The sequence below is a fragment of the Chryseobacterium sp. 'Rf worker isolate 10' genome (assembly GCF_050753305.1).
Lineage (GTDB): Bacteria > Bacteroidota > Bacteroidia > Flavobacteriales > Weeksellaceae > Chryseobacterium.
Genome location: NZ_JBOZOF010000002.1, coordinates 410,955 through 437,770, shown reverse-complemented (window position 1 = coordinate 437,770; position 26,816 = coordinate 410,955). Strand labels below are relative to the sequence as shown.

The following is a 26,816-nucleotide window of genomic DNA, read 5'->3' as shown; positions in this document are numbered from 1 at the left end:
AAACTATGAAACGAGTAAAAAATATTATTCTAACATTTGCACTGGCTATAGGCTCTGTTTCGTGTGTGTCTAAACTGGCATATGCGGAACCCGAGCTTCCTCTTCCGGAAAAGTTTCAGTACACAGCAACTGCCGACACAGCCAGTATAGCCAATCTGGAATGGAAACAGTTTTTCAGCGATCCTATTTTACAGGGATTGATTGAAAAAGGAATTAAAAATAATTATGACCTTCAGATCGCCTTAAAGCAGGTTGCTGCTTCACAGGAAAAGCTGAAACAGGCAAAATATATGCAATATCCGGACGTTGGTTTCGGAGTAAGCGGACAGATTTCAAGACCTTCCAAAAACAGTATGAACGGACAAAGCTTAAATTTATTTTTAGGTTCAAGCCATGTTGAAGATTATAATGCAGCCTTCAACCTTTCATGGGAAGCAGACATCTGGGGAAAAATCAAAAACCAGCAGGAAGTTTCAAGAATGCAGTATCTTCAAACCTATGAAGGTTCAAAAGCAGTTCAGACTCAAGTAGTAGCAGCAATTGCACAAGGGTATTATAACCTGTTAATGCTTGACAGACAATTAGCTATTGCAAAATCTAATCTGGAGCTAAGCAGCAATACCCTGATGATTACACAGAAAATGTGGGAAAGTGGTGATAACACCTCTTTAGGAGTACAGCAGGCAGCCGCACAGAAACAGGCAACAGAACTTCTGATTGCTCAGCTGGAACAGAATATTGCTATTCAGGAAAATGCATTGAGTATTCTGACAGGTGAACTGCCTAACAAAGTAAACAGAACCATTGAAATGTCTGATACTTCTTTACCTCAGAATATCTCCGCAGGGCTTCCGGCAGCTATGGTAAGCCGCAGACCGGATGTGCGCCAGCAGGAATTGGTTTTATTAGAATCCAATGCCATGGTAGGAATTGCTCAGGCGAATATGTATCCGGCATTGAAGATTACAGCCAATGGAGGAGTAAATTCATTTAAAATTGATAACTGGTTTCAGATTCCGGCTTCGTTATTCGGATCCGTTTTAGGAGGAATTACCCAGCCTATTTTCCAGAAAAGACAATTAAAAACAGACCTTGCAGTAGCAAAAATTCAAAGGGAAAGAAATGTTCTGGCATTCCGTCAATCGGTATTGAATGCTGTCGGAGAAATTTCTGATGCTTTGGTTTCTAATGAAAATTTAAAAGTTCAGGAACTGAAAGCCACAGAACAATCTTCCACGTTGAAAGACGGAATTAAAAGTGCACAACTTCTTTACAAAGGAGGTTCAGCCAATTACCTGGAAGTGATTACAGCACAGGGAAATTCCCTACAGGCAGAGTTGAATCTGGCTTCCATTAAAAGACAGAGATTAAGCAGCATTGTAGATTTATACAGAGCGCTAGGCGGCGGTTGGAAGTAGTAAATTAAATTATATTTGTTTTAAGATGCGGTTCTTTTCAGAGCCGCATTTTTTTAGTATAAAAACGCCCTAATTAATTACCATCTGTAGTGTCAACAAAGTGGAATGAAGAATCTTAAAAAAACAATCGATGAGATTCTTTCTTCGTCAGAATGACAAACTAAGCGCTTAGTTTATCCGCACACTATGTCATTCCGTAGGAATCTATATTTTAAAAACTCCTAAAGTCGTTTAATAATGTAAAAGCATCTTATTTTTCAAACTCCTCCGCAATCCATTTTAGCAAATCTTCATACTCTTTTTCAGAATATCCTAATTGTAAATAATGAATATCATCCGCCTTTCTGTACCATGTCAGCTGGCGTTTTGCATATCTGCGGCTGTTCTTTTTTATTTCTGAAACGGCAAAATCAAGGTCCCAATCGCCATCAAAATATTTGAAAAGCTCTGCATATCCTACCGTATTTAAAGCAGTCAGCTCTTTGAATTTTTCAAGACCCTTTACCTCATCCAGCAATCCGTTTTCCATCATAATATCTACCCTGCGGTTGATTCTGTCGTACAGTTCTTCTCTTGGAGCTTCTATTCCGATACGGATCACATTAAAATCTCTGCCATTTTGAGAAACCGAAATATGTTCAGAATATTTTTTATCCGTTTGCCAGATAATATCAATGGCTCTCAACAGCCTGCGGTGATTGTGAATATCCACCACACTGAAATACTCGGGATCGAGTTCTTGTAAAATTCCCTGAAGCTTTTCTATTCCTTCCTGCTCCATCATAGTCTGAAGTTTCTCCTGATTTTCAGCATTCGCTTCTGGCAAATCATGCAGACCTTCTATCACCGCTTTTTCATACATCATGCTTCCGCCAACAAGAATTACGGTGTCATGCTTGGTAAAAAGTTCATTAAGTTTTTGAAGGGCATCTTCTTCGTACTGCCCGATAGAATAATATTCTTCCACTGAAAGATTTCCGATAAAATGATGAGGTGCTCCAGCAAGTTCTTCTTCAGAGGGCGCTGCTGTTCCTATTTTCATTTCTTTAAAAAACTGACGGGAATCACAGGAGATAATCTCCGTATTGAAATACTGAGCCAAATCAATTGCCAATCTCGTTTTACCAATTCCGGTGGGTCCTACAACAGAAATTAAATTTTTCTTTTTCACAGCGCTAATTTACGAAAACGAGTTTATTTAATTGGCTGGAAGATGGAGGCAGGAAGTAGGAAGATTATTATAAATATAAATTATATTTAATTTTAACATCCAGCCTCCATCTTCCAGCCATTCAACATTAACCAAACTATAGACTTAAATGTTTATCTTTGTAGAACAATAAAAAACTATGATTTTATCAATGACCGGATTCGGTAGAGCCGAAGATGTTTTTGAAGGAAAAAAAATTACTATAGATATTAAATCTCTGAACAGCAAGAGCTTTGATTTGAATATTAAAATTCCTTTACGTTATAAAGAAAAAGAATTTGAAATCAGAAAAATTCTTAACGATAGAATTATCCGTGGAAAAGTAGACTGCTACGTTAATATTGAGAATCTTGAGGAGTCCAATGATGTAAAAATTAATAAAAATTTAATTGATTCTTATATCAATGAACTTAAAAACATAGCTTCTGACGGACCCAATTTCGAATACCTTAAAATGGCGGTAAGACTTCCTGATGCTATTACATCAAGACCTGACGAATTGACGGAAGGCGAATGGGAAGCTTTGGCTAAGATTGTTAACAATTCAATCGACAGGTTCGAAGAATTCAGAAGAACTGAAGGCAGCATTTTACATGAAGAATTAAACAGGAATATTCAGAATATCGACAAGTATCTTGGAGAAGTAATTCCTTTTGAAGAAGAAAGAATTGTAAGCGTTAAAGAACGTTATCAGAAATCTTTAAAAGAATTTGAAAATGTGGATGAAACACGCTTTTATCAGGAAATGGCCTACTTCACTGAAAAGCTTGATATTTCTGAAGAAAAAGTAAGACTTGCCCAGCACTTGAAATATTATAAAGAAGTAATGGACAATGAATCTTTCAACGGAAAAAAACTGGGCTTTATTTCTCAGGAAATCGGAAGAGAAATTAATACACTAGGTTCTAAAGCCAATCACGCAGAAATCCAGAAACTGGTTGTGATGATGAAAGATGACCTTGAAAAAATTAAAGAACAAACGTTAAACGTATTGTAATGATAGGTACGAGTTACGAGATGTGTGGTTGTCATTTCTAAGAAAAGAACCCGAAACTCGGACCTCGTAACCCGAAATTGTAAAAAATGGATAAAGTAATTATATTTTCAGCACCATCAGGGAGCGGAAAAACTACATTGGTAAAGCATTCATTAGAAACATTTCCTGAACTGGAATTTTCAATCTCATGTACAACGAGACAGCCGAGAGGAAGTGAAGTTCATGCTGTGGACTATCATTTTCTGACACCGGATGAATTCAGACAGAAAATTTCTGAAGATGCTTTTGTAGAATATGAAGAAGTATATACTGACAAATATTACGGTACTTTAAAATCTGAAGTAGAAAAAATATGGAAGCAGGGAAAAGTAGTTATTTTTGATGTAGATGTAAAAGGAGGCATCTCGTTAAAAAAATATTTCGGTGAAAAAGCACTGTCTATTTTTATAGAACCACCTTCCATTGAAGAATTGGAACGAAGATTGATCTCCAGAGATACAGATGATGCAGAAACCATAAAAACCCGTGTAGCAAAGGCAGAAGAAGAAATGACCTACGCCAGCGAGTTTGACAAGATCGTTATTAATGAAGATCTTGATGCAGCTAAAATAGAAATAGAAAGTTTAATAAAAAGTTTTATAGAAAGAAACTAGAAGTTAGAAATTAGAAGTTAGTTTTTTAGTGTCAGGAAAATTATCCTCATTTTATACTAACCTCTAGTTTCTAATCTCTAACTTCTATAAAAGAAAAAATTGAGGTTGATATGAGTACCGAAACATTAGAAAAAGCTAAATCTGCAATTCCTGTCAGAGGATTTCTGGATATTAAAGATATTGCTATTCCTCAGGGAGAAGAATTGGTGAAAGCCATTCTTAAACTGAAAGAAGAAAAAAATGCGGTAATCCTTGCCCATTATTACCAGCCCGGAGAAATTCAGGATATCGCTGATTTCCTGGGAGATTCTTTACAGCTGGCAAGACAGGCAAAAGATACCAATGCTGATATGATTGTATTCTGCGGAGTACATTTCATGGCAGAAGCCGCTAAAATTCTGAATCCAACTAAAAAAGTAGTTCTTCCTGATACCATGGCTGGATGCTCTCTGGCAGACGGTTGTTCCGGAGAAGGACTGAGAAAAATGCGTGAACAGCACCCGAATGCTTTAATTGCTACTTACATCAACTGTAATGCAGAAACTAAAGCAGAAAGTGATATCATCGTAACAAGTTCAAATGCAGAAACAGTAATTGAAGCACTGCCAAAAGACAGACCGATTATCTTTGCACCGGATAAAAACCTGGGAAGATATTTATCTAAAAAAACAGGTCGTGATATGATCCTTTGGGATGGAAGCTGTGTAGTACACGAAGCATTCTCAATGGAAAGAATTGCCCAGCAGCTGGCAGACAATCCGGATGCAAAACTGATTGCACACCCTGAAAGTGAAGAAGCTGTTTTGAAACTGGCTCACTTTATCGGTTCCACTTCTGCTCTGTTGAACTATGTAGAAAAAGATGACTGTCAGAAATTCATCATCGCTACAGAAGAAGGTATCCTTCACGAAATGAGAAAACGTGCACCTCACAAAGAACTTATTCCTGCATTGGTTTTTGACGAAAGCTGTAACTGTTCAGAATGTTTCTACATGAAGCGTAACACCATGGAAAAGCTTTATTTATGTATGAAATATGAGCTTCCTGAAATTCTTATCGACGAAGAATTAAGATTAAAAGCATTGAAGCCTATTGAAGCCATGCTTGATCTTTCTAAAAGCATAAAATAATTTTTTTGTCATTCAATATTTATTATATTTAGCATTCAAACTAATAATAAATATGAAAAATCTAAAAAAATTAACCCGAGAAAATCTTAAAAGAGTAAACGGTGGAGCAGGAACTTTCTGCAACTTTTGTGAAATACATGAGACCTGCGGATCAGGATGCAATGGAGAATCAATTTGTATCCCAAAAGGAGAGCATTTCCCTCCTAATTGTTAATAAAATTAAAGCACTGTTTTTACAGTGCTTTTTTTATTTTAGTCTGCAGTAATTGCAACAAAGCAATCCATACTTACCACAACACACATTCTGCAGTTTTGGACAGGTTCCAATAGGCCTCACATGAAGGATCACTGGATGAACCCGGACCAAAAACAAGATGGGTAGGGCAACCATCACATCTTGAAATAGCTGCTCCATTCACCAGTTCCAGGTCTCTTCTGCTTAATCTTTTAATTGTTTTCATACTTTAAAATTTTAAGACACCCCTCCATCCACACATTCCATGCTTACCAGAACACACATCTTACAATAATCAGGCAGTCCCTGATAAGCAGAACATGGATACTGATATTCAGGACCATCTCCGAATGTAGCATGTTGTGGGCATCCCGCACATCTTGACGGACCTGCTGCTCCATTTAATTGTTCAAGTTCTTTTCTGTTTAATTTCTTTAAATTTTTCATAGTAGTTTTAATTAAATTTCTGATTTTGATTTTTTACATCGGATCGTATAAGCAGCCAATACTTACAGCATTGGTGCATAACAGGTTCCTCCCGGTTTCAGCCAGCATCCCCATTTTCCCCCTCCACGGAAACATACAAATTGCTCTCCCCCACATGCCTCAATCTGAATATCCGTGAAACCACCCTTGATATTTTTCTTATCCTCTCTTGATAATTTCTTAATTGTTTTCATAGTATAATAATTTTGGTATTCTGTATTAGCAATAAATTTTTATCGTTTAAATTAGTAAGGACCGAAGCATTCAAAGCTTACTAATACTCTTCCTTTACAGCATTCCGGTAATGCATAATAATCAGCACATGATCTTGGTTCACCCGGTCCGTAGGGTCCGGCAGGACAATTCTCAAAACAGTTATTCACATTTCCTCCACTGATGGATTTCAGATTTTGACGGTTCAGTTTCTTTAAATTTTTCATGGTTATTTTATTATTAGTTAATATGATAAATGTAACATTTTTAATCAATTACACCAAATATATCTCTAAAAAAGGAAATATATTTTATTATGTTAATCGTTGGGCTGTTTCAAAATAATTTGTACATTTGTTCCGTTACAATGAATGTATTAAGAAACATATCTGATATTTCTGCCCTGAGATTACCTATTTCAGGCATATCTTCTGTTTCTACATTCACAACTACAACAACTACCCCATAACGGGGTAAATTTTCACATATTATTTACGGTACCTGTACTCTTTTTTTAAAGAGTAACCATTTCTTTTTATCCAACTTCAAAAAAATAATTGATGAAAGTTTTAAAATTCGGCGGAACATCAGTCGCCCATTCTCAGAATATCCTACTGGTAGAAAAAATCATAAAAAAAGAATCTTTAAAAAGTAAAGTTGTTGTCATTGTATCAGCTCTTCACGGCGTTACCGACCAGCTGATCAAAGCAGCAGAATACGCTTCTGTAAAAGATGAAAATTGCAATCAGATTGTTCAAAACCTTGAAGAAAAACATATCAGTTTGGTCAAAGAACTGTTCTCAATTGCAGAGCAAAGTTCATGGCTGAGTTTTGTAAAAAAACATTTCAATGACATTGAAGACCTCTGCAACGGAATCGCTGTACTTGGTGAATTGACAGATAGAATAAAAGATAAAATTGCTTCTTACGGAGAATTTCTGTCTTCAAAAATTATTGCAGCAAAACTTCATCATGAAGGTTTAGACTGTGCATGGATGAATACTGCAGATCTGATCAGAACAGACAGCAATTTCACCAATGCAAAAGTAGATTTTGAATCTACTGAAAAGAATATTTTCGGTTTTCTGAATGAAAATCAGAACCGTATTATTGTAGGCCCCGGTTTTGTAGCTCATGACGAAAAAAATAATGCAACAACATTAGGAAGAGGCGGCTCAGATTATACCGCTTCTATTATTGCAGCTTCTGTTCATGCAGAAGAACTACAGATCTGGACCGATGTAAGTGGGATGATGACTGCCGATCCACGTTTGGCCTCCAATGCCAAACCTATTTCAGAAATTTCTTATCATGAAGCGATGGAACTTTCTCATTTTGGGGCAAAAGTACTTTATCCACCTTCCATTCAGCCTGTAATGATAAACAATATAAACCTGATCATCAAGAATACTTTTGATCCTGAAGCACAGGGAACTTTAATTTCTCATCAACTGAAATCTTCAGACGATGAAAAACAGATTGCAGTAGGAATTTCAAATATGAACAATATTGCTCTGCTTACCTTAGAAGGAAGCGGTATGGTAGGAATTCCGGGTATTTCAGCAAAACTTTTCCAGTGTTTAAGTCATGAAAAAATAAATATAATCCTTATTACACAAGGATCTTCAGAACATTCTATCACCATTGCTATTGAGGAAAAAGAAGCTTTGCGTGCAGAACATGCTATCAATTCTTCTTTTGCTGATGATATCAATCTGGAAAGAGTATATGCTGTAAAAATTGAAACAGGGCTTTCCATTGTGGCTTTGGTAGGAGAAAGCATGAAAAGCAGAAGTGGTGTGAGTGCAAAAATGTTTGGATGTCTCGGAAATAACGGAATTAATATAAGAGCAATTGCCCAGGGATCATCGGAAAGAAATATCAGTATTGTCATTTCAGAAAAAGACAGTAAAAAAGCAGTGAATGTACTTCACGAAGAATTTTTTGAATCTGAAGTTAAACAAATTCACCTCTACATCTGCGGAACCGGAAATGTAGGTTCAAAACTGATTCAGCAGATTTATGATCAAAATGATTATTTAAAAGAAAACTTTTTAATCAATCTGAGAATTGCAGGAATTTCCAACAGTCGTTATATGGTATTTTCCGATCAGGGAATATCAAAAGAAAACTATCTTATCTGGGATCAGAAGGGTGAGAAAGCCTCTGCCAGGGAATTTGCTGATGAAATTATCAGAAGAAACCTTAGAAATTCTGTTTTCGTTGATGTAACGGCAAGTCCTGACGTTCCTGAAGTGTATGAAGGGCTATTGAAAAGAAGTGTGAATATCGTTGCGTGTAATAAGATTGCAGCTTCTTCAGATTTTAAAAAGTATAAAACCTTAAAGAATACGGCGAGAAACCACAGCTGCAATTTCTATTTTGAAACCAATGTAGGAGCTGGGCTTCCCGTGATAGGAACCATTAATGATCTGATCAAAAGCGGAGATCAAATACAATCCATTCAGGCTGTATTAAGCGGGACATTGAATTTTGTCTTTAATGAGTATGATGGCAGCAGAACATTCTCTGAAGTAGTAGCTCAGGCTCAGAAAGAGGGATATACAGAACCGGATCCAAGACTCGATTTGTCTGGAACTGATGTAGCAAGAAAAATTTTAATTCTGGCAAGAGAAGCCGGATATCCCCTTCAGTTTGATGAAATTGAAAACATAGGTTTTCTGCCTGAAGAATGCATGCAGGGAAACGTTGACAGTTTTTATGAAAAACTGACAGTATATGAAGATCATTTTAAGAACTTATTTAATGAAGCTAAAAACGAAGGAAAAATATTAAAATACGTAGCAAAATTTGAAGAGGGAAAAGCCAAAGTAGGTTTACAGCATATCGCCCCGGACAGTGATCTGTTTCACTTGTATGGCAAAGACAATATTGTCATTTTTAAAACCCTCAGATATTCCGAACAGCCATTGGTAGTGAAAGGTGCCGGTGCCGGAGCTGATGTTACGGCAAGTGGAGTTTTTGCAGATATTATTCGTTCTATTTAAAAATACAATTATGAAAAATGTAAAATTAAAAGTCCCTGCTACTGTAGCCAATCTGGTTTGCGGATTTGATATTTTAGGAATGGTAGTTCATGATCCATACGATGAGATGGAATTTAAATTACTGGAAACTCCCGAAATTATTATAAAACATACAGATTCTTTCGGGCTTCCAGAAGAAGCTCCCAAAAATGTTGCGGGTGTTGTTCTATTAAAAATTCAGGAATATTTCAATCTGAAAAACGGTTTTGAAGTCATTATCCATAAACATATAAAACCAGGAAGCGGGCTCGGCTCCAGCGCGGCAAGTGCCGCCGGAGCCGCTTTTGGAGCCAATATTTTATTAGGAAACAAACTCTCAAAAGAGGAAATGGTTTATTTTGCCATGTTTGGAGAAGAACTGGCTTCAGGAGTACGCCATGCAGATAATATCGCACCTTGTATCTATGGTGGAATAACGCTGGTAAAATCTACTAATCCTATTGATATTATTCCTTTAAATAGTCCTGATTTATTTGTAACAGCCGTACATCCGCAGGTGGAAGTCAAAACTTCAGATGCCAGACAGATTTTAAAGAAAAATATCACATTAAAAAGTGCTGTAGAACAGTGGGGAAATATAGCAGGTCTGGTAGCAGGAATTCAGAAAAATGATTTTCCGCTGATTGGAAGGAGTCTTAATGATGTCATTATAGAACCTGTGCGGAGTATTTTGATTCCGAAATTTGAAGAAATTAAAACAAAAAGTCTGCAGTTAGGTGCATTGGGAGGAGGAATTTCCGGTTCAGGACCTTCCATTTTCATGCTGTCCGAACAAAAAGAAACAGCAGAAAAAATTGCTCAAATGATGCAATCAGTCTATGATGAAATTGAAATAGAAAGTCTTGTCTATGTTTCAAAAATAAACCCGGCAGGCATTCAGATCATCGAGGAAGCTTAATCATAAAAAAACAAAAATGAAATATTATAATTTAAAAGATCATCTGGAAAAAATTGATTTCAGAGGAGCAACAATAAAAGGCCAGGGAAAAGAAAAAGGATTGTTTTTCCCTGAAAACATTCCTCAGTTTGATGAAGAATTTATTCAAAATCTTGATCAATATTCTAATGAAGAAATTGCGTACAGATGCATGAAAGATTTTGTCGGAGATGAAATTCCTTCAGAAATAATAGAGAAAATTGTTGCTGAAACCGTCAGTTTTGAGATTCCTCTGGTCAAGATTGATGAACAGATCTCTATACTGGAGTTATTCCATGGTCCTACCCTGGCTTTTAAAGATATCGGTGCGAGATTCATGAGCCGTTGTCTGTCTTATTTCCTGAAAGACGAACAGAAAAAAGTCACTGTTCTGGTAGCTACATCAGGAGATACAGGAGGAGCTGTTGCTCATGGATTCTATAAAATCCCACAGATTGATGTAGTTATTTTGTATCCTAAGAACAGAGTAAGCCCGGTTCAGGAGAAGCAGTTGACTGCATTGGGTGAAAATATTTCAGCGTTGGAAGTCAACGGCAGTTTTGATGACTGTCAGAATCTTGTAAAACAGGCTTTTTCGGATGAAGAAATCAACAGCCAGTTGTTTCTGACGTCTGCTAATTCTATCAATGTGGCAAGATGGCTTCCCCAGCAGATTTATTATTTAATTGCATTAAAACAATGGAAACAATATCATAAGGAACATCCGGTAATTTGTGTTCCTAGCGGAAATTTCGGAAATATTTGTGCCGGATTGCTGGCTCATTTCAGAGGACTGCCTGCCAGTCATTTTATTGCGGCCTGTAATGCCAACCATGTAGTTCCTAATTATTTTAAAACTCAAAATTATCAGCCGCAAAAAGCCGTTGCTACTTTATCCAATGCCATGGATGTAGGAAATCCGAGCAATTTTGTGAGAATTCTGGAACTTTTCGGGCATCAGTTTGAAACATTGAAAAATAAAATATCAGCTTATTCCATTGATGATGACAAAACAATGAGCACCATTACGGAAGTCTATGAGAAATACGGATATATTCTGGAACCTCACAGTGCTGTTGCATTTGCTGCAATGGAACAATATCTGCAAGGAAATCCAGGACAAAAAGGATTTATTCTGGGGACCGCACATCCGGTAAAGTTTCCTGATGCTGTGGAAAAAGCTATTCATACTCAGATTGAAATTCCTGAATCATTAAATGAACTTATGAAAAAGGAGAAAAAAACTGTAGAAATAAATTCAGATTTTGAAGAATTAAGACGATTTTTGCTTCATAAAATCTGAAGCAATGAGCAAAATATATCTTGAAGATGTAAGAATATATGCGTACCATGGTGTACTTCCTGAAGAAAATATCATCGGAACGTATTATATTCTGAATGCAGAACTTCATACCGATCTGTGGAAAGCAGCTGCATCCGATGATTTGCATGATACCATCAGTTATGCGGATATCAACGATATTCTCCACAAGGAAATGAAAATAAAGTCCAAATTGCTGGAACATGTAGCCGGAAGAATCATCACAAAAATTCACGACAGCTTTCCACAGGTTGATTATATTAAATTAAAAATAACGAAAACAGCACCACCGATGCAGGGAGAAATGATGGGTGCCAGTATAGAACTTGAAAAAAGCTTTAAACCGGAAAATTAAAATTATTATTTTCGTTCATTAAAAAAAACATACAAATTGAAATTCGTCAAAATATTATTTTTAGCAATAGGGATCAGTACTTTTGGGCAGACAGGTGTAGATAATCAACTGGCGGCTTATAACTTCCCTAAGATCAAATCCAGCATTACGATGCCTGTAACGATTCCTCTTTCGGAACTGAGCAATATGATCAATGCTTCTGTGAAAGATCTGGTGTATCAGGATGATTCTTATACGGATAACAACAATGACCAGTTCAAAGTAAAAGTCTGGAAGACCAGACCCATCCGCCTCGTAGGAGGAACCAGCCAGAATTTACTGATTGAAGTTCCCTTAAAAATATGGGCAGAAAAAGGAATTGGCACTCTGGGAGTATATACCTATCAGAACACCACCTTCGAAACAGTAATGTCTTTCAATACAACAGTTACTTTTAAAAACAACTGGACCATCACTACGAATACCCAGCCGAACGGTTTCAGATGGGTAAGCAAACCCGTGCTTGATTATGGAAGAATACAGATTCCTATTACCTCCATTGTCGAAAAAAGTTTAAAGGAGCAACAGGAAAAATTCTGTAAAACGATAGACCAGCAAATGGCTACGCAGCTGAACTTCCAGCAATATGCCTTAATGGCGTGGAATACTTTTCTGCAGCCTTTCAATATTTCGGAAGAATATAATACCTGGCTGAAAGTAAGTCCGGTAGCAGTTAATATCACTCCTTTGAAATTTTATGGAAACCAGATCAATGCTACCCTTGGTGTTGATATTTATTCCGAAACTTTTACAGGAAATAAACCTGCAGCTTCTTCACCAGTAACAAGTGTTGCTAATTTTAACTCCACTCCCACTGTTGCGGATAAGTTTATTTTACAGACGACGGCCAATATTCCTTTTACGGAAGCAAGTAATATGGCAAGAAAAACTTTCCTTAATAAAGAATTTGACGTGCGTGATTCTAAAGTGAAAGTAACTGACATCCGAGTGTATGGACTGGATAACAGAGTGGTTATTGAGGCTCAAACCGATGGCTATATAAAAGGAACTTCTATTATTTCAGGAATCCCGGTGTATGATGAAACAAAGAGAAAAATTGTTTTATCAGAAACCAAGTTTAAACTGAAAACGACCAATATCCTGCAAAAAACAGCCTCACTTCTATTCCAGGGAAAAATAGTAAAAATGATTGAAGAGGAATATGGCATTCCCACTCAGGAATTGGAAGAAGCCTCCAGAAAAAGTATTGAAGAAGCTTTTAACAAAGAATATTATAAAGGATTAAAGATGAACGGAAAAGTTTTCAATCTTAAACCAAGCAAAATTCTACTCAGCGATACAGGTATTACGGCTGTAATTGACACCAATGCCTCTTTAAAATTATTGGTGAACGGATTCTAAAAACTTTAAATAAAAAATTAAACTAAAAAACTAATAATCTTACACATGAAAAGAATTCTAAATGTTGTTGAATATAACAAAGCCTCATCAGGAATCAGACTGGCTAATAATTTTCTGGATCTTATAGTACTATATATTATTAATTATCTTCTCTCTACTGTTTCTAATCTTCTTTATGAAGCCACTTCAATTGAGTTTTTCTACTTCTATAGTAATGGAAATTTGTTAGGGCAAATTCTGATTGGAAATTTCAATTATTGTCTTTATTATTTTTTGATGGAAAACTATTTAGATGGGAGAACCGTTGCAAAGTATATTACAGGAACCAAAGTAATCAGTACAGATGGTACAAAGCCTACCACCCAGCAAATTATTTACAGAACTCTTTCCAGAATTGTTCCTTTTGACGGTCTATCATTTCTTGGGGTAAACGGCTGGCATGACAAATGGAGTGATACAAGGGTAATTAACATCAAAAATTATCAGGCTGAAATTCAAGCAAAAAGCGAGATAGAAGCTCTTGGAAAGAAAGAAATTGCTTAAAAACTTTTGTTCATAAAGAAATTTTGCTATATTTGCACATCTCAAAAATGGTAAAAATGGTACTTTGGCCGAGCGGCTAGGCAGTGGTCTGCAACACCATCTACAGCGGTTCGAATCCGCTAGGTACCTCAGAAAAAACCTCTAAGTTATTTAGAGGTTTTTTTGTTTTTATTTCTTACCTCATTATCACACATATATTATTATATTTATGAAAAAATAATAACCATATCTTTAATAAATAGCTAACCATGTTTTTATCAATATCATCAACACACATTATCATTTCAGCAATTATATTAACCCTATTGATATTCGGTGGTATTTATGGTTTTTACAGATTAATAAAATATGCCGTTAAAAAAGGGATCAAAGAATCTATAGAAAAATAATACTAAAATCAAATACTGATGATACACTTTACCCCTGAAGAAAAAAACCTCATACTCGCAGCAATACAGTATGAAAAGGAAATACAAGACAAAGCTGATGATGAAGAAATAGATTATGTGGAAGAAATAGAAGAGGAAATTCAAAGAGAAAATATTTTTATTTCAAGAAGGAATATAGACTCTATCGTCATTTATCTGGGACACTTACTTGATAAAGCACATCAGTATAACAATGCTGAAGTTCTGTCTTTAGAAAGTAAATTAGATGATTTATCAAACCTGCCTTAATAAATATCCCTGCCACTTGGCGGGGATTTTTTATTTCAATTCAAAAAAAATCCTCGGAAATTCCGAGGATAAAAACTAATAACCATGAAAACTCAAATTAAACATGAGTTATATTTCTATATCGAAAAATCGTGCCAAGAATAACAAATTTGACAAAAAAAACAGATTTATTCGTGTGATACCATTTTTACAATTTCAGCATTTTAAACCTATTTTATTGATGCTTTAAAAAGCACTTCATAATTATTTATAATTAATTCAGATAAATATAATATCAGGGTAGAAATGTTAGAAAAAAAATAATTTACAGTTTTATAAAATAAAATTCATATTCAGGAAATATATAGTGTATTGACTTTCAAAAAAAATCATATCAATACCCTATTGGCATAATTTATTCTTTATTAAAACCAATCCAATAAATTTAAATAATCATGGCACAAAGAATTTTTAGTAAAGAAGATTTCACAAAAAGCAATGAAAAAGAATATCAGTTGGAATATAAAACAAATGAAATAGGTGAAGGTTCTGATCTTATCATAGAAAGACTGACCGAAAAAGGAGACTATGAAGTAGTTCAGGCTCCTCTACGAAAATCAAATGATAAAGTATTTATCATATGGGATACACCGTTTGAAGGCAGAATACTATTTGATCTTTAAAACTTTTCATCATAAGAAAAAGCCTCCAAAAATGGAGGCCTCAAAAAACACAAATGATGAAAAAAAATTTTATTTCAGAGATAAAAATTATGGTAATTATACGTTAGTTTACACTAACTTGTTAAAAATAAAAGAGGACTAAAATTAATTAGTCCTCTTAATATTTATTATTCTTTATTAATTAACTCATAGTCTGTTATATACCTCTTTATTTCTTCTGATTTAACAGTTGTTTCAGGATAATATAAAGTCTTTATTGTAAATCGATAGTTTTCTTTTCCAATATTTACATAATCATTCTGTATCTTTTCAAGTATTGAGGTTTCAAATTTACCCCTTATTGAGATATCTTCACTAGGGGCATATATTTTAAAAGAAGGTTCTTTTGCATCAATATCAATCTCCCTAAATATCCCTTCTATTATTTCAATGTCTTCAATAACTTCAAACGATTCATCAATAATTGATTTTGCAATTTTAGCTTTTTCCTCATCTAATATAGCATACTTAACCTCTTTTGTAATAGGATTAGCATATGCAGTACTAAGAGTTGCTTTATTATCAATGATTGTTTTTATAATTAAAGAATATTCTTTTATATATTTCGTGTCTTTAGTAGAATTGATAACTTTCTTAAAGTCCTCTTGATTTTGTGCATTTAATAAATCGATAATTGTATTTATTGCAATATCTTCCTTTTCTAAAAATAAATCATTAGAGTAATTAATTTCAATTGTGATACCTAATGATGCCTGTCTTAGATTTGAAAATTCGAGATATTTATCAGCATTTCTACTATCAAAACCTACTAAATTTTTGATTATATCAACTACAGGCGTAAAAACTTTAAAAAAAGCATATGGCTTTATAGATGATTTTAAATTTTCACTTTGTAAATAAAAATCAAATATTAAATTTTGCTTTTTCTCAGAATAGTTTAAGATATATGTCTCACTTAGTTCAACCTCTTTAATTGAATAATCAAAATTATAATTATACCAATCAGGTACTAAATTGTATTCAGATATTACATTTATGGGGACGAGAAATACATTCAATGCATCACCAGTTCTCAAATCATAATCTATAACATATAAGGAACCATTTTCAGGTTTTGAAAAAGCATGATAAACTGAAATTTTATTTTCAAAAACATTTTGGAGTTTTTCTTTACTTATTTGAAGATAAGATCTTGTTTCAACATCAGCTTCTCCATTAGAATATGTTAAATAACTTAAATAGAAATTTCCAATTTCATCTTGTTCAAGTAATAAGACTGGTTCTTCTGAAAAATCAAAAGCCTCTACCACACTTAAATTAAGTGGGAATTCAGGAATATGATATTTAGAATCAATTGTCATTATACTCAATAATGTTTAATGTATTATTACTTTCAAAATTTGCATTTTCATAAAACCATGTGCTTATATGTCCGTTACTTTCATTTAGTTCAGATTTACCATGTTCTTTAACTAAATTGTATTTGGCAATATAATTTCCTAATTTGTTTCCTCTTTCAATAGAAGCTTTTATGGCATTTTTTGCATTTTCAATAGTATTAAAGAAAGATATTGCATAAGCTTTACATACTTTTTGATATCTAGTATTTTCTGGATAGAGCTTTGCATATACTAAAAAATCATCATCACAAGGGGTCTCAGACTTTGTGACTCTAAATACTTCGGATTCTAAATCAATTGCCTTATCAGTCGGACATTTATCAGGAAGTTGTTCTTTCCACATAGCACTTATTATATTATGATTTGGTGAAACAAATAATTATAAGGCTTTAAATATATAAAATATTCATTACATAGAAGATATGCAAATTTAAAAACTAAAAATATTACTCACAAAAGTATTGATTCACAGATTAAGATTCTTTATCTTTCTTTTTAGGTTTAAAGTTTAAAACCTTTTTCATATTCAAATCGAATTCCACTAATTTAAGCACATGTTTGCCATCAACTAAAGGAATATTGTCTATGTAAATTATTTCAGTTCCATCGAATGCAAAGTATTCATAATTTTTCTTTATATCTTCAACATAAAAATAATCTACACCATCTTTTGTAATGTATCTCACATTTTTTTCTTTAAGTGCTTCACCTAATGACATAATTCTTTATACTTAGTTCGGACATTTGAATTTGACAACAAATATCTGAATTTTTCTTGGTCTGTGACCTTTCTCAGGTTAAATCTATATACAAATTCATCAACATATTTTTGAAGATGCTTTTTTGAAACGTGATTGTACATTCCTGAAACACTTCTTTTCAGTATGTTCCAACTTCCTTCTATGTTATTTGTGTGTATATTATTGTCCTGCAAACTTACATACTCTTTTTTAGAATGGTCGATTACATTATGAGTATAATATTTATCTAAGCCTTTATAAGCCCACCATTCATCACTTATTAATATTGTTTTCTCAGGATTTACATATCTACAAATCAAAGGTTGAATACTTTTTCTTTTTGTATCATCTACAACATATGCATTCATTTTACCATCTCTTTGCAACATTCCCATCACAGGAACTTTGTCTTTGAAACTTCTGCCTTGTGAGTGTGGAACCTTCTTGTCTTTGTGGCGGTTCTTATTCTTGCCTCCAATAAAAGTTTCATCACATTCTACAATACCTTCAAGCTCATTATTATTCTCAATACCAAAACAGGCTCTAATTCTTTGTAACATGAACCATGCTGTTGCTTGTCTTACTCCAATATCTTTTCCTAATTGTATTGAGCTAATCCCTTTTTTGTGGGACGTAACAAGCCAAATAGCCATAAACCATTTACGAAGACTAACTTTAGAATTCTCAAACATTGTTCCTGTCTTAACATTAAAATACTTGCCTGTATTTTTGCATCTATATTGATTATTCTTACACTTATATACTTTTGAAGTTTCATCAAAAGGACTTACAGGAAGTTTGTTCCATTTCAACATCTCCAAATAATCAATGCAATCCTGTTCTGTTGAAAAGGTTTGAGTTAATTCAAATACTGATTTTATATTGGTGTTAAACATAATCTATTCAGTTGTATTTTTTATAATAATATTAGATACATCATAAAGCCAATTAATCTCACCATTTGAAATTCTTCGTATATTCATATTAACAGTCTCATTAAAAGCATTTAATATCTTAGACTTCCTAGAATCTGATATATTCATAGATTTTATTTGATAAACAATATCGTCTATTACAGTTTGAGCTTTTCTTCTATTATCGTTATATCTATTTTGTAAAGTTGTTGCAGCATTACCTAAATTAGAAATATCTAATTGTTCAGGATCTTTATACTGATAAGGTTGTCTTGATTGTTGAGGGCTTCTTAAACTGTAATACTCCCACCTTCCAGAGTAACTATTGTACTTTTCATAACCTATAAGGTTTGATGAAGAATCGAAATAATCATATCTGTTATAATATGAGTTATACTTTTTAGTTACAGTTTGGGAAAAGCAAAAAGTTCCCATTAACATAAATAAGGAAAAGATAATTTTTTTCATTGGTGAATTTTAATCCACTCAAAACCCAAAGTAGAAATATTTTTGATTTAAAATAGAAAGGCGTGGGCTTTGTAGACTACTAATCCTGTTCTGAGGTTCTGACAAAACCTGCCCCAATGATAAATAGCAACATATAACCCACACCATATGGAGTGAGCATCAGTTACTTTAATCGTGTGGGGCAAAGTGTAGAAACTGTCAGATTTCAGAACCCAGATTAAAATAGCTTAACGCTTTCTTGTTCGATAAATATTGCTACAAAAATACAAAAATTATACCTTTTTTACTTATATTTGGACAAAACTTTTACCTATGAGAGATATTAAAATCATTGCTGTAGCATGCCTAAACAATGACATTCTTGAACAAAATCTTGAGCACCAACATTACGGGTTTTTATTAAACCCAATTGAAAGAGAAGGACATCTAATTCTTGAAGTTAGATTTGAATTATTACTCCCTATCGATCAACAACAACATTTATTCTGTAAAACGATAACAACATTCGCATTAGAGCAAGCTGATAGAAATACTTTAAGAGCAGAGGTTGAAACATTAGCTGGATTAATTCAAACATGTATGGCAAATACTAGAATGTTTATAATGCTAAATAATCCAAATCTTACCCACTTACAATTAAAGTATTTTGATAATCAATATTTCATGGATGAAATACAAACTCAATTTGCTGAATTAGGTATTTAAGGAAACATACAATGTCTTATTGATTTTGTTTCAAATAAGTCATTTTTAAAATACCATTTTTTCATTTTTATAATTTTCATAATTCTTAAAATTTAAAATTGTTAATAAAAAAAGACCTACTAATTTAATAGTTGGTCTCTTTTGTTTTTGTATTGTGAAATTTTTTACATATTTAGCTTTGAAATAATTTCGTTAGCTTGTTGACAAATAATCTTCTCAGTTTCACCATTTGAAAACTTTATGGTAAGCATGGGATATCCTGTTCTTGTATCTTTACTTGCTCTAATGGAAATTACGTGAAAAAGATTAAAATGTGTACCATTAATTTCAATAAATTTATTCATAGTTATCAATTTTATCAAATATAATAAAAATGATATAAAATATGAATTTTATTCTTTAGTGTAAACTAACGTATAATTACCAAAATTATTTTATCTATTAATTCTTACACCAAAGATATACCAGTCTTTATTCTTATTTTATGAGTATAATCATAAAATGATTATTTCTTTTAAATAGAGCATTTTCCAGCTTTTAGAAACTATTTCTCAAAAAAAGACAATAAATAATTACTAAATATTTACCGATCATCGATTTGTCTTTAATTTTTATATATTATTCACCAATAAACAATATAAAGAATACAATTATCACTCATAATCTTTAAAATATAATAAAAATATATGAAATATACTATGATCCAGGTTATGTTTTTCATATGTATTATTTTATAATTTTACATTATTAATTCAAAATAACGTGATAAATTTTTCTATACTTATAGCCAACTATAATAATGGAAAGTATTTTAAAGAATGCTATCAATCATTAATTAATCAAACCTATGAAAACTGGGAGGTGATTATTATTGATGATGCTTCTACAGATAATTCAGTAGAGATTATACAATCACTGATTAAAAATGACTCCCGCTTCAAACTCTATCATAACACCATCAATGAAGGTTGTGGTTTTACAAAAGCAGCCTGCATACAATATGCTCAGGGAGATCTGTGTGCCTACCTTGATCCGGATGATACCATTTATCCGGAAGCTCTGGAAAAAACCATTCATGAATTTATACATAAAAATGATCTGGTAGCCGTTTATTCCCAGATGAGACTTTGTGATGAAAATCTTACTCCTAAAAGTATATATGCCGGCACCAAGCAAATCTACAACAACCGTTATTTTTTCAATTGCCCTATTCAGGTTGCCCATTTCTTTACCTTCAAAAGGGAAACATATTTAAGAACAAAAGGAATTAATCCTAATCTGAAAAATGCGGTAGACCAGGATCTTTACTTAAAAATATTGGAACAGGGAGAAGTAAAATACCTCAAAGAACCTTTATATTTATACAGAATGCATTCTGATGGAATTTCCCAGGACAAATCCAAACAAAGCGCAAAAGACTCATTTGCAAGAGTGATCCATGAGACTATGAAGAGACGGGGACTCAAAAATATCAACAACAAAATGGTTCCTGAAATTTTCACCAGTTCACAGGAAATATTTGAACTCCTTAATTATCAGAACAACCGAATAGAACGCTTAATCAGCAAAATAAAAGTTACTTTAGATAATATATAAACAAAAGACTTCTCGAAACGAGGAGTCTTTTTGATAAAATATGGAATGGAAATGTTTTATCAAATATACCATCTACTGTACAATTATTATATGAGCATAATCATAAACTTTTTTTGAAAAGTCGGTCAAAATAAAAAGGCCTCCTGAAGGAGGCCTAAAAAACACAAATGATGAAAAAAATCTATTTAGAAAAAATCCAAACAGAATGTTGTAGAATCACTCAACACAACCGTTATTATTATATTTCTTTAAGAGAAAAATATAAATACAATATGGTACAGAAGAATGATTACTTTATATAAGAGTCAAACTTGGTCCTGAAGATTACATCAAAAATAATTTTACGCTATTAAGAATTGCATAAAGAAAATAAAGCTGATAGATGATTATTTAATATCTAAAAAAAACCTTATTCCCAGAATCGTAAATTTAGCTAAATATTTTTGGGTTCACAAACCCTATTCTTCCCAAATTATCGGAATATACACCGTAATATATCCATCAGAATCTACCTGTGCGTCCGAAACTGTAGCAACTACTGTTCCATACCCAACCCAGCCACCTTGTCCCTGCATCGCAGAAAAAGTATAAGTTCCTGCCGGAAGGCCGTCATAATATTGCGGAACCGACTGAAATCCACCTCCATAATAAGTATCATATATTTCTCCGGTAGCTATATTTTCGGCAACAAAACTTCCTACATCATAATTTCCCGAAAGAATTTTTGTTCCGCTTTTAGAAAGAAGCCCGTAACGAATCTTATAAGTCTGAGTTTTTGGCGCTGTATCAGTTATTTCTGAACAGTTTTTATTATTCTCTATTGTTTCCGGAGAAGAAAACGACGTTGTAACAGCCAGTAATCCAATTAATGCTGATACTGTAAAAATTGATTTTTTCATATTAAACGTAATTTGGTATTCAAAAGTAGTCAACTTATATGAATTCAATAAAAACTATCAGTGAACTAAAATTTATAAATGTTCTGATAAAATTTAGTTTAATAAGTTTTTTTCGTGTGAAAACATGCAATCAAAAAAAAATCAAATCATTATTCTTAAACCACCGGAATCTACCACCAACAGTACAAAACTGATCATTATATAAAATTAACTCTCTTTTTATTATTGTTTTTAACATTTATTAACTAAAATTTGGCTTCATAATTGAAAATATAATTAAAATCAAAGTCGTTATGGCTTTATCGTATTAAAATTTGAATTATGAGAAAGATAGTATTAGCAGGTTTTTTATCCGTCTTTTTAATGACGGCCTGCAAGAAAGATGACAGCGTTGCAGAGAAGTCACTGGAAGCACAGAAGCTCGAATTTCAGGCAAGACAGCTTGAAATAGAAAAACAGAAATTGGCTATTGAAAAGGAAAAAATGGTCTATGAAGCTCAGAAAAAAGCAGACAGTATATCAGAAAACAAAAAAGCAAGAGCTGCTGCTGAAAATAATTCAAGACCAAAGGTGATCAGAGAAACCAGAACAATATATAGAGACAGAAGCTCAAATTCCAATTCAGGAGGAAGCAGCAACGGAAGTTATGCCAATAACGGAAGTGGTACTTCACAAGGAACTACTCAGAAAAAAGGATGGAGCAAGGCCGCTAAGGGAACCGTGATTGGTACTGTAGGTGGAGCTGCAGCCGGAGCCCTGATCGCTAAGAAAAACAGAGGACTGGGAGCTGTAATTGGTGGTGTTGTAGGAGGAGCTACAGGATATACCATTGGTAGATCACAAGATAGAAAAGACGGAAGAGTACAACCCCGTTAAAAAATATTTTTAATAATAGAATATAAAGATTGCTTATTTTTAAGCAATCTTTTTTTATGATATTGATTTTGTTTTCTTCCATTTTTATCATTCCCGTCCTTATGGGCTGGGGAAAAATCATGGAAAATATATGGGGATTTTTATTCGACGGAATCTCGGGAAAAATTTTATCCGGAATCCTGGGAATAAGTCTGATATGGACATTTCTTTCTTTTTTTGTCCCCTTAAATATTTATGTAGAAGCAGCTTCCATACTATTTGGATTACTCTTTTTCTTTAAACATAAGCTCTATCAGGAATTTTATCAGTTTTCAAAAAAAGACTTTGCATTATTGGGCATAAGTTCTATGATAATTATGTTCGCCGGTTCTTTTTATCCTTATATATTAGATCATTTCGGATATTATATTCCCACACTCAAGTGGCTTACAGAATATGGACTGGTAAAAGGAATTTCCAATATAGACCTGACACTGGGTCAAATGTCTATCTGGCATATCTTTCAGGCTGGGTTTTCAAATTTTTCCGATCCGTTTCTAAGAATCAATACCATACTGCTCATCATCTACAGCATTTATACCATTGAAAGAAAAAGCTGGATACACCTTTGTTTCATACCGGTATTGTTGCTGTTTTCACAATCGCCAAGTCCGGATCTTCCTGTCATTATTTTTTCACTCATTATTTTAAATGAAATTATAACCGGGAACAGAAATACCAAGCTGCTTTTTGCATTTTCAGTCTTTGTTTTTGCCATAAAACCTACCATGATATGGCTGCCGATATTGACATTTTTAAGTTCTTTCTTTATCTTCAGAAATAATTTCAGACCATTATTTTTAGGTAGTATAATCCTCGTGCTTTTCTTCATGAAAAATATCTGGGTATTCGGTTATCCTGTTTTTCCTGTAGCAATAGGTGATTTGGGAGTATCATGGAAACCTAATACGGAAGTCTTAAAAATTTCGTCGCAATTTGCCATCATGAAAACCTATGACATGCAGTATACGTATGAGGAAATTCAAAAATTTTCAACATCGGATTATATTAAAAGCTGGTTTTCTCTGGAAGGAATCAAATCCAAAATCAATATTCTTTTTGTTCTGAGCTTAGTTATTTTCATTGCATTTGCCTGGATAAAAAAGAAAAAGCTCATCACACTGATCTGTATTTCATTATTGATTAAAAGTATATTAGTACTGGTATTTTCCGCACAATACAGATTTTTTATAGATGTTTTTTTCGTGATATTCTTCGTTCTGTTTTATGAATATTTTGACCGAAAGAAATCCATTGCTATTTTTTCAGCGCTAAGCTTATTATGTATTTCTATCTTATCTTTACCTGAATTTATCCAGAGGTATATTCCAAGTTTCAGAGTAGGAAGTTTCATGACAGGAATTGATAAAAAACAGCTTTACAAACCTTCAACCTACGAGTATCATCAGTTTAACACATTTAAAGTCGGAAATTTTAAATTTAATATTTCTCATCACTATCCTTACAGTTTTGATACTCCAATTCCTGCCGTTAATCCAAACTATATCTTTGACTATGTGGAAGCAGGTATTTTCCCTCAGCTTTCAGACAAAAATGATCTTAAAAAAGGATTTATCTGGAAAAAAATGACTTCAGAAGAAAAAAAGGAAGCCCAAAAGGTTATCAATAATATCAAAAACACTGATAAATAGAACAAATCCAGAAACTTTATTATCTGAAGAAAAAAAGGTAATTTTGTAGTATGTTCAACACATTAGGTAATCTTCTTAGTCTTACAACATTTGGAGAAAGTCACGGAGTGGCTTATGGCGGTATCATCAATAATTTTCCGGCAGGTTTAGCGGTAGATCTCGATCAGGTTCAGTACGAACTGAACCGAAGAAAACCCGGCCAGTCAGCAATCGTTACACAAAGAAAAGAAAGTGACACAGTAAAGTTTCTTTCCGGAATCTTTGATGGAAAAACGACAGGTACCCCAATTGGTTTTATTATCGAAAACGAAAATCAGAAATCGAAAGATTATGATCATATCGCAGGCGCATATCGTCCAAGTCATGCTGATTTTACTTATGACCAGAAATTTGGTTTCAGGGATCATCGTGGGGGTGGAAAATCTTCTGCAAGAGAAACAATGAACTGGGTAGTAGCAGGTGCACTTGCCAAACAGCTTTTACCAGACATTGAGATCAACGCTTACGTTTCTTCCGTCGGTGATATTTTCTGTGAAAAACCATATCAGGCTTTAGATTTTTCTCAAACGGAAAGCAATGATGTTCGCTGTCCTGATGCTGAAACAGCGGAAAAGATGATTGCAAGAATCAAAGAAATCAAAAAAGAAGGTAATACAATTGGTGGAACCATCACTTGTGTGATTAAAAACGTTCCTGTAGGAATTGGTGAACCTATTTTTTCAAAACTTCAGGCCGAACTGGCAAAAGCAATGCTTAATATCAACGCCTGTAAAGGTTTTGAATATGGAAGCGGTTTCTGCGGTGCCAAAATGACAGGAAAAGAGCACAATGATGCTTTCAATACAGATTTTACTACAAAATCTAATCTTTCAGGAGGAATTCAGGGAGGAATATCTAATGGAATGGATATCTATTTCCGTGTAGCATTCAAACCTGTGGCTACTATTCTTAGACCTCAGGACAGTATTGACAAAGACGGAAATCCTGTCATCGTAGAAGGAAAAGGCCGTCACGATCCTTGTGTAGTTCCGAGAGCGGTTCCTGTAGTGGAAAGTCTTGCTGCATTTGTACTGGCCGACCTGTTTTTGATCAACAAAACAAGAAACATCAATAATTTTTAACATAAATATTTTTGGTAATGAAAAATTACTGGGATAAAGGAATTTCTTTTGAAGAATACCTTCAGATTGCAAAAGAAAGATTAGAAAATCCTGCCAACCAACAGGAACTTGACTATAAACAATATTACGAACTGGGTCTTCAAAGAATGGACAGAACGGTAAAAAAATACGTTCCGGATGAAGATCAACTGAAAGAACTTGCTGCCAAAAATTTTGACGGAAAGATTTTAATCATTTCCGAAGCATGGTGCGGAGATGCAAGCGCAACAGTGCCTGCACTTTTCAGATTTTTTGAAGGACATAATGAAGTAAGAGTTTTCCTGAGAGACAGCGATAAAAGTTTAATTAATCAGTTTCTGACCAATGGTACAGAATCTATCCCTAAAGTATTGATTCTGGATAAAGACCTGAATGTAAAAAATTCGTGGGGCCCACGTCCGAAATATGGATATGAGCTTCTGATGAAATATAAAGCTGATCCTGAAGCGTATCCAAAAGATACTTTTTATAATGATCTGCAGATATATTATGCCAAAAACAGAGGAAAAGATGCTGTTCAGGAAATTTTAGATCTTCTATAAAAAAGAGATATGAAAAAAAGTATCATTTATCTTGTAATCATTGCCATTATCGGTGTGGTTGCTTTTGTACCGGGAATAAGGAATTTCCTGAAGGATACATTCTTTCCGGTAGCCACCATTGAAAATGCTGTTCATATCAGTGAAGAGGATTACGATATAGAACTTAAAGGAATCAATGCTCCAAGCACCAATCTTAAAAATTTTAAGGATAAAGGTGTTTTCCTGAATTTCTGGGGAACATGGTGCCCGCCCTGCAGAAAAGAATGGCCTTCTATTCAGAAGCTTTATGATACCAGAAAAGATCATGTAGACTTCGTATTGATAGCCATGAATGATAAGGAAGAAGATGTAAGAAAGTTTTTAAAAGAAAATAACTATACTGTTCCTGTATATATTGCTCAAAGCCCTATTTCTGAGAAAATTCTTCCTAAAGTATTCCCTACCACTTTCCTGTTGGATAAGCACGGAAGAATCCTTATTAAAGAAGATGCTACAAAAGATTGGAACACAGAGACTGTGCATCAGTTCATTGACAATATCATCAAATAATATTTTAACTAA

The 26,816-nt window shown here is 33.7% G+C and carries 32 protein-coding genes and 1 tRNA gene; 21 read left to right on the top strand and 12 right to left on the bottom strand.

Features of this window, described 5'->3' with window-relative positions:
* Window positions 1–5 precede the first annotated feature (5 nt).
* On the top strand, window positions 6–1,418 hold the full coding sequence (locus LKL37_RS11975) for an efflux transporter outer membrane subunit (RefSeq protein WP_431610800.1): 1,413 nt from the start codon (window positions 6–8) through the stop codon (window positions 1,416–1,418).
* A 250-nt stretch (window positions 1,419–1,668) separates the two neighbouring features.
* Here LKL37_RS11975 and miaA read toward each other — a convergent pair whose 3' ends face one another.
* Window positions 1,669–2,589, bottom strand: a complete 921-nt coding sequence (gene miaA, locus LKL37_RS11970; RefSeq protein ID WP_431610799.1) for a tRNA (adenosine(37)-N6)-dimethylallyltransferase MiaA — start codon at window positions 2,587–2,589, stop codon at window positions 1,669–1,671.
* Between the two features lie 178 nt (window positions 2,590–2,767).
* Between miaA and LKL37_RS11965 the strand changes: the two genes are divergently transcribed.
* From LKL37_RS11965 to LKL37_RS11950, 4 genes are all read left to right on the top strand, one after another.
* Window positions 2,768–3,625 carry a YicC family protein gene (locus LKL37_RS11965; protein ID WP_431610798.1) on the top strand — a complete coding sequence of 286 codons (858 nt, stop codon included), beginning with the start codon at window positions 2,768–2,770 and terminating at the stop codon, window positions 3,623–3,625.
* Window positions 3,626–3,711: 86 nt separating this feature from the next.
* Window positions 3,712–4,278, top strand: a complete 567-nt coding sequence (gmk, locus tag LKL37_RS11960) for a guanylate kinase (protein ID WP_129038118.1) — start codon at window positions 3,712–3,714, stop codon at window positions 4,276–4,278.
* A 110-nt stretch (window positions 4,279–4,388) separates the two neighbouring features.
* On the top strand, window positions 4,389–5,408 hold the full coding sequence (nadA, locus tag LKL37_RS11955) for a quinolinate synthase NadA (protein WP_034694934.1): 1,020 nt from the start codon (window positions 4,389–4,391) through the stop codon (window positions 5,406–5,408).
* A gap of 52 nt (window positions 5,409–5,460) precedes the next feature.
* Complete coding sequence (locus tag LKL37_RS11950) at window positions 5,461–5,622, top strand: bacteriocin-like protein (RefSeq protein WP_431610797.1); 162 nt, start codon at window positions 5,461–5,463, stop codon at window positions 5,620–5,622.
* 73 nt (window positions 5,623–5,695) lie between these two features.
* Here the strand turns inward: LKL37_RS11950 and LKL37_RS11945 are convergent, their stop codons facing one another.
* From LKL37_RS11945 to LKL37_RS11930, 4 genes are all read right to left on the bottom strand, one after another.
* Window positions 5,696–5,869 (bottom strand): hypothetical protein, encoded by a 174-nt coding sequence (locus LKL37_RS11945; RefSeq protein WP_431610796.1) that lies wholly within the window; start codon window positions 5,867–5,869, stop codon window positions 5,696–5,698.
* Between the two features lie 11 nt (window positions 5,870–5,880).
* The gene (locus LKL37_RS11940) at window positions 5,881–6,090 is read right to left on the bottom strand and encodes a bacteriocin-like protein (RefSeq protein ID WP_047379010.1); all 210 of its coding nucleotides are present in this window, start codon (window positions 6,088–6,090) and stop codon (window positions 5,881–5,883) included.
* 62 nt (window positions 6,091–6,152) lie between these two features.
* Window positions 6,153–6,323 (bottom strand): bacteriocin-like protein, encoded by a 171-nt coding sequence (locus tag LKL37_RS11935; protein WP_156121586.1) that lies wholly within the window; start codon window positions 6,321–6,323, stop codon window positions 6,153–6,155.
* Between the two features lie 51 nt (window positions 6,324–6,374).
* Complete coding sequence (locus LKL37_RS11930) at window positions 6,375–6,569, bottom strand: bacteriocin-like protein (RefSeq protein WP_431610795.1); 195 nt, start codon at window positions 6,567–6,569, stop codon at window positions 6,375–6,377.
* Window positions 6,570–6,902: 333 nt separating this feature from the next.
* Between LKL37_RS11930 and thrA the strand changes: the two genes are divergently transcribed.
* The 9 genes from thrA (at window position 6,903) to LKL37_RS11885 (ending at window position 15,264) form a co-directional block, all read left to right on the top strand.
* Window positions 6,903–9,350, top strand: a complete 2,448-nt coding sequence (thrA, locus tag LKL37_RS11925) for a bifunctional aspartate kinase/homoserine dehydrogenase I (RefSeq protein WP_431610794.1) — start codon at window positions 6,903–6,905, stop codon at window positions 9,348–9,350.
* A 10-nt stretch (window positions 9,351–9,360) separates the two neighbouring features.
* Window positions 9,361–10,287 carry a homoserine kinase gene (locus LKL37_RS11920; RefSeq protein ID WP_431610793.1) on the top strand — a complete coding sequence of 309 codons (927 nt, stop codon included), beginning with the start codon at window positions 9,361–9,363 and terminating at the stop codon, window positions 10,285–10,287.
* Window positions 10,288–10,303: 16 nt separating this feature from the next.
* Window positions 10,304–11,608, top strand: a complete 1,305-nt coding sequence (gene thrC / locus LKL37_RS11915) for a threonine synthase (RefSeq protein WP_431610792.1) — start codon at window positions 10,304–10,306, stop codon at window positions 11,606–11,608.
* A gap of 4 nt (window positions 11,609–11,612) precedes the next feature.
* Complete coding sequence (gene folB / locus LKL37_RS11910; RefSeq protein ID WP_431610790.1) at window positions 11,613–11,981, top strand: dihydroneopterin aldolase; 369 nt, start codon at window positions 11,613–11,615, stop codon at window positions 11,979–11,981.
* Between the two features lie 36 nt (window positions 11,982–12,017).
* Entirely contained in the window at window positions 12,018–13,382 is a 1,365-nt protein-coding gene (locus LKL37_RS11905; protein ID WP_431610789.1) for a DUF4403 family protein, read from the top strand.
* Between the two features lie 45 nt (window positions 13,383–13,427).
* Complete coding sequence (locus tag LKL37_RS11900) at window positions 13,428–13,925, top strand: RDD family protein (protein ID WP_431610788.1); 498 nt, start codon at window positions 13,428–13,430, stop codon at window positions 13,923–13,925.
* Window positions 13,926–13,983: 58 nt separating this feature from the next.
* Window positions 13,984–14,054: transfer RNA gene (locus LKL37_RS11895), tRNA-Cys, on the top strand.
* 278 nt (window positions 14,055–14,332) lie between these two features.
* On the top strand, window positions 14,333–14,602 hold the full coding sequence (locus LKL37_RS11890) for a hypothetical protein (RefSeq protein ID WP_431610787.1): 270 nt from the start codon (window positions 14,333–14,335) through the stop codon (window positions 14,600–14,602).
* Window positions 14,603–15,036: 434 nt separating this feature from the next.
* Window positions 15,037–15,264 (top strand): glutathione synthase, encoded by a 228-nt coding sequence (locus tag LKL37_RS11885; RefSeq protein ID WP_431610786.1) that lies wholly within the window; start codon window positions 15,037–15,039, stop codon window positions 15,262–15,264.
* 167 nt (window positions 15,265–15,431) lie between these two features.
* On the opposite strand, the gene LKL37_RS11880 is transcribed toward LKL37_RS11885, so the two are convergent.
* From LKL37_RS11880 to LKL37_RS11860, 5 genes are all read right to left on the bottom strand, one after another.
* Window positions 15,432–16,625, bottom strand: coding sequence for a DUF6575 domain-containing protein (locus LKL37_RS11880; protein ID WP_431610785.1), 1,194 nt, complete (start codon window positions 16,623–16,625; stop codon window positions 15,432–15,434).
* Window positions 16,615–17,007 carry a hypothetical protein gene (locus LKL37_RS11875; protein ID WP_431610784.1) on the bottom strand — a complete coding sequence of 131 codons (393 nt, stop codon included), beginning with the start codon at window positions 17,005–17,007 and terminating at the stop codon, window positions 16,615–16,617. The genes LKL37_RS11880 and LKL37_RS11875 overlap by 11 nt, the downstream gene beginning before the upstream one ends.
* A 130-nt stretch (window positions 17,008–17,137) precedes the next feature.
* Entirely contained in the window at window positions 17,138–17,383 is a 246-nt protein-coding gene (locus tag LKL37_RS11870) for a hypothetical protein (protein ID WP_369842509.1), read from the bottom strand.
* A complete protein-coding gene (locus tag LKL37_RS11865; protein ID WP_431610783.1) occupies window positions 17,374–18,300 on the bottom strand; it encodes an IS1595 family transposase in 927 nt (308 codons plus the stop codon). The genes LKL37_RS11870 and LKL37_RS11865 overlap by 10 nt, the downstream gene beginning before the upstream one ends.
* A gap of 3 nt (window positions 18,301–18,303) precedes the next feature.
* Window positions 18,304–18,786, bottom strand: coding sequence for a hypothetical protein (locus tag LKL37_RS11860; RefSeq protein WP_431610782.1), 483 nt, complete (start codon window positions 18,784–18,786; stop codon window positions 18,304–18,306).
* Between the two features lie 312 nt (window positions 18,787–19,098).
* Between LKL37_RS11860 and LKL37_RS11855 the strand changes: the two genes are divergently transcribed.
* Window positions 19,099–19,491 carry a hypothetical protein gene (locus LKL37_RS11855; protein WP_431610781.1) on the top strand — a complete coding sequence of 131 codons (393 nt, stop codon included), beginning with the start codon at window positions 19,099–19,101 and terminating at the stop codon, window positions 19,489–19,491.
* Window positions 19,492–19,655: 164 nt separating this feature from the next.
* Here the strand turns inward: LKL37_RS11855 and LKL37_RS11850 are convergent, their stop codons facing one another.
* Window positions 19,656–19,835: a hypothetical protein gene (locus LKL37_RS11850; RefSeq protein WP_431610780.1), complete on the bottom strand. Its 180-nt coding sequence runs from the start codon at window positions 19,833–19,835 to the stop codon at window positions 19,656–19,658.
* 418 nt (window positions 19,836–20,253) lie between these two features.
* Here LKL37_RS11850 and LKL37_RS11845 point away from each other — a divergent pair, with 418 nt between their 5' ends.
* A complete protein-coding gene (locus LKL37_RS11845; protein ID WP_431610779.1) occupies window positions 20,254–21,087 on the top strand; it encodes a glycosyltransferase family 2 protein in 834 nt (277 codons plus the stop codon).
* A gap of 458 nt (window positions 21,088–21,545) precedes the next feature.
* On the opposite strand, the gene LKL37_RS11840 is transcribed toward LKL37_RS11845, so the two are convergent.
* Window positions 21,546–21,986: a hypothetical protein gene (locus tag LKL37_RS11840; protein WP_431610778.1), complete on the bottom strand. Its 441-nt coding sequence runs from the start codon at window positions 21,984–21,986 to the stop codon at window positions 21,546–21,548.
* A gap of 321 nt (window positions 21,987–22,307) precedes the next feature.
* Between LKL37_RS11840 and LKL37_RS11835 the strand changes: the two genes are divergently transcribed.
* The 5 genes from LKL37_RS11835 (at window position 22,308) to LKL37_RS11815 (ending at window position 26,804) form a co-directional block, all read left to right on the top strand.
* The gene (locus tag LKL37_RS11835) at window positions 22,308–22,862 is read left to right on the top strand and encodes a YMGG-like glycine zipper-containing protein (protein ID WP_431610777.1); all 555 of its coding nucleotides are present in this window, start codon (window positions 22,308–22,310) and stop codon (window positions 22,860–22,862) included.
* 119 nt (window positions 22,863–22,981) lie between these two features.
* Entirely contained in the window at window positions 22,982–24,553 is a 1,572-nt protein-coding gene (locus LKL37_RS11830) for an LIC_10190 family membrane protein (protein ID WP_431610776.1), read from the top strand.
* A gap of 50 nt (window positions 24,554–24,603) precedes the next feature.
* Window positions 24,604–25,674, top strand: coding sequence for a chorismate synthase (gene aroC, locus LKL37_RS11825; protein ID WP_431610775.1), 1,071 nt, complete (start codon window positions 24,604–24,606; stop codon window positions 25,672–25,674).
* Window positions 25,675–25,691: 17 nt separating this feature from the next.
* Window positions 25,692–26,255, top strand: coding sequence for a thioredoxin family protein (locus LKL37_RS11820; protein WP_431610774.1), 564 nt, complete (start codon window positions 25,692–25,694; stop codon window positions 26,253–26,255).
* A gap of 9 nt (window positions 26,256–26,264) precedes the next feature.
* On the top strand, window positions 26,265–26,804 hold the full coding sequence (locus LKL37_RS11815) for a TlpA family protein disulfide reductase (protein WP_431610773.1): 540 nt from the start codon (window positions 26,265–26,267) through the stop codon (window positions 26,802–26,804).
* Window positions 26,805–26,816: the final 12 nt, after the last annotated feature.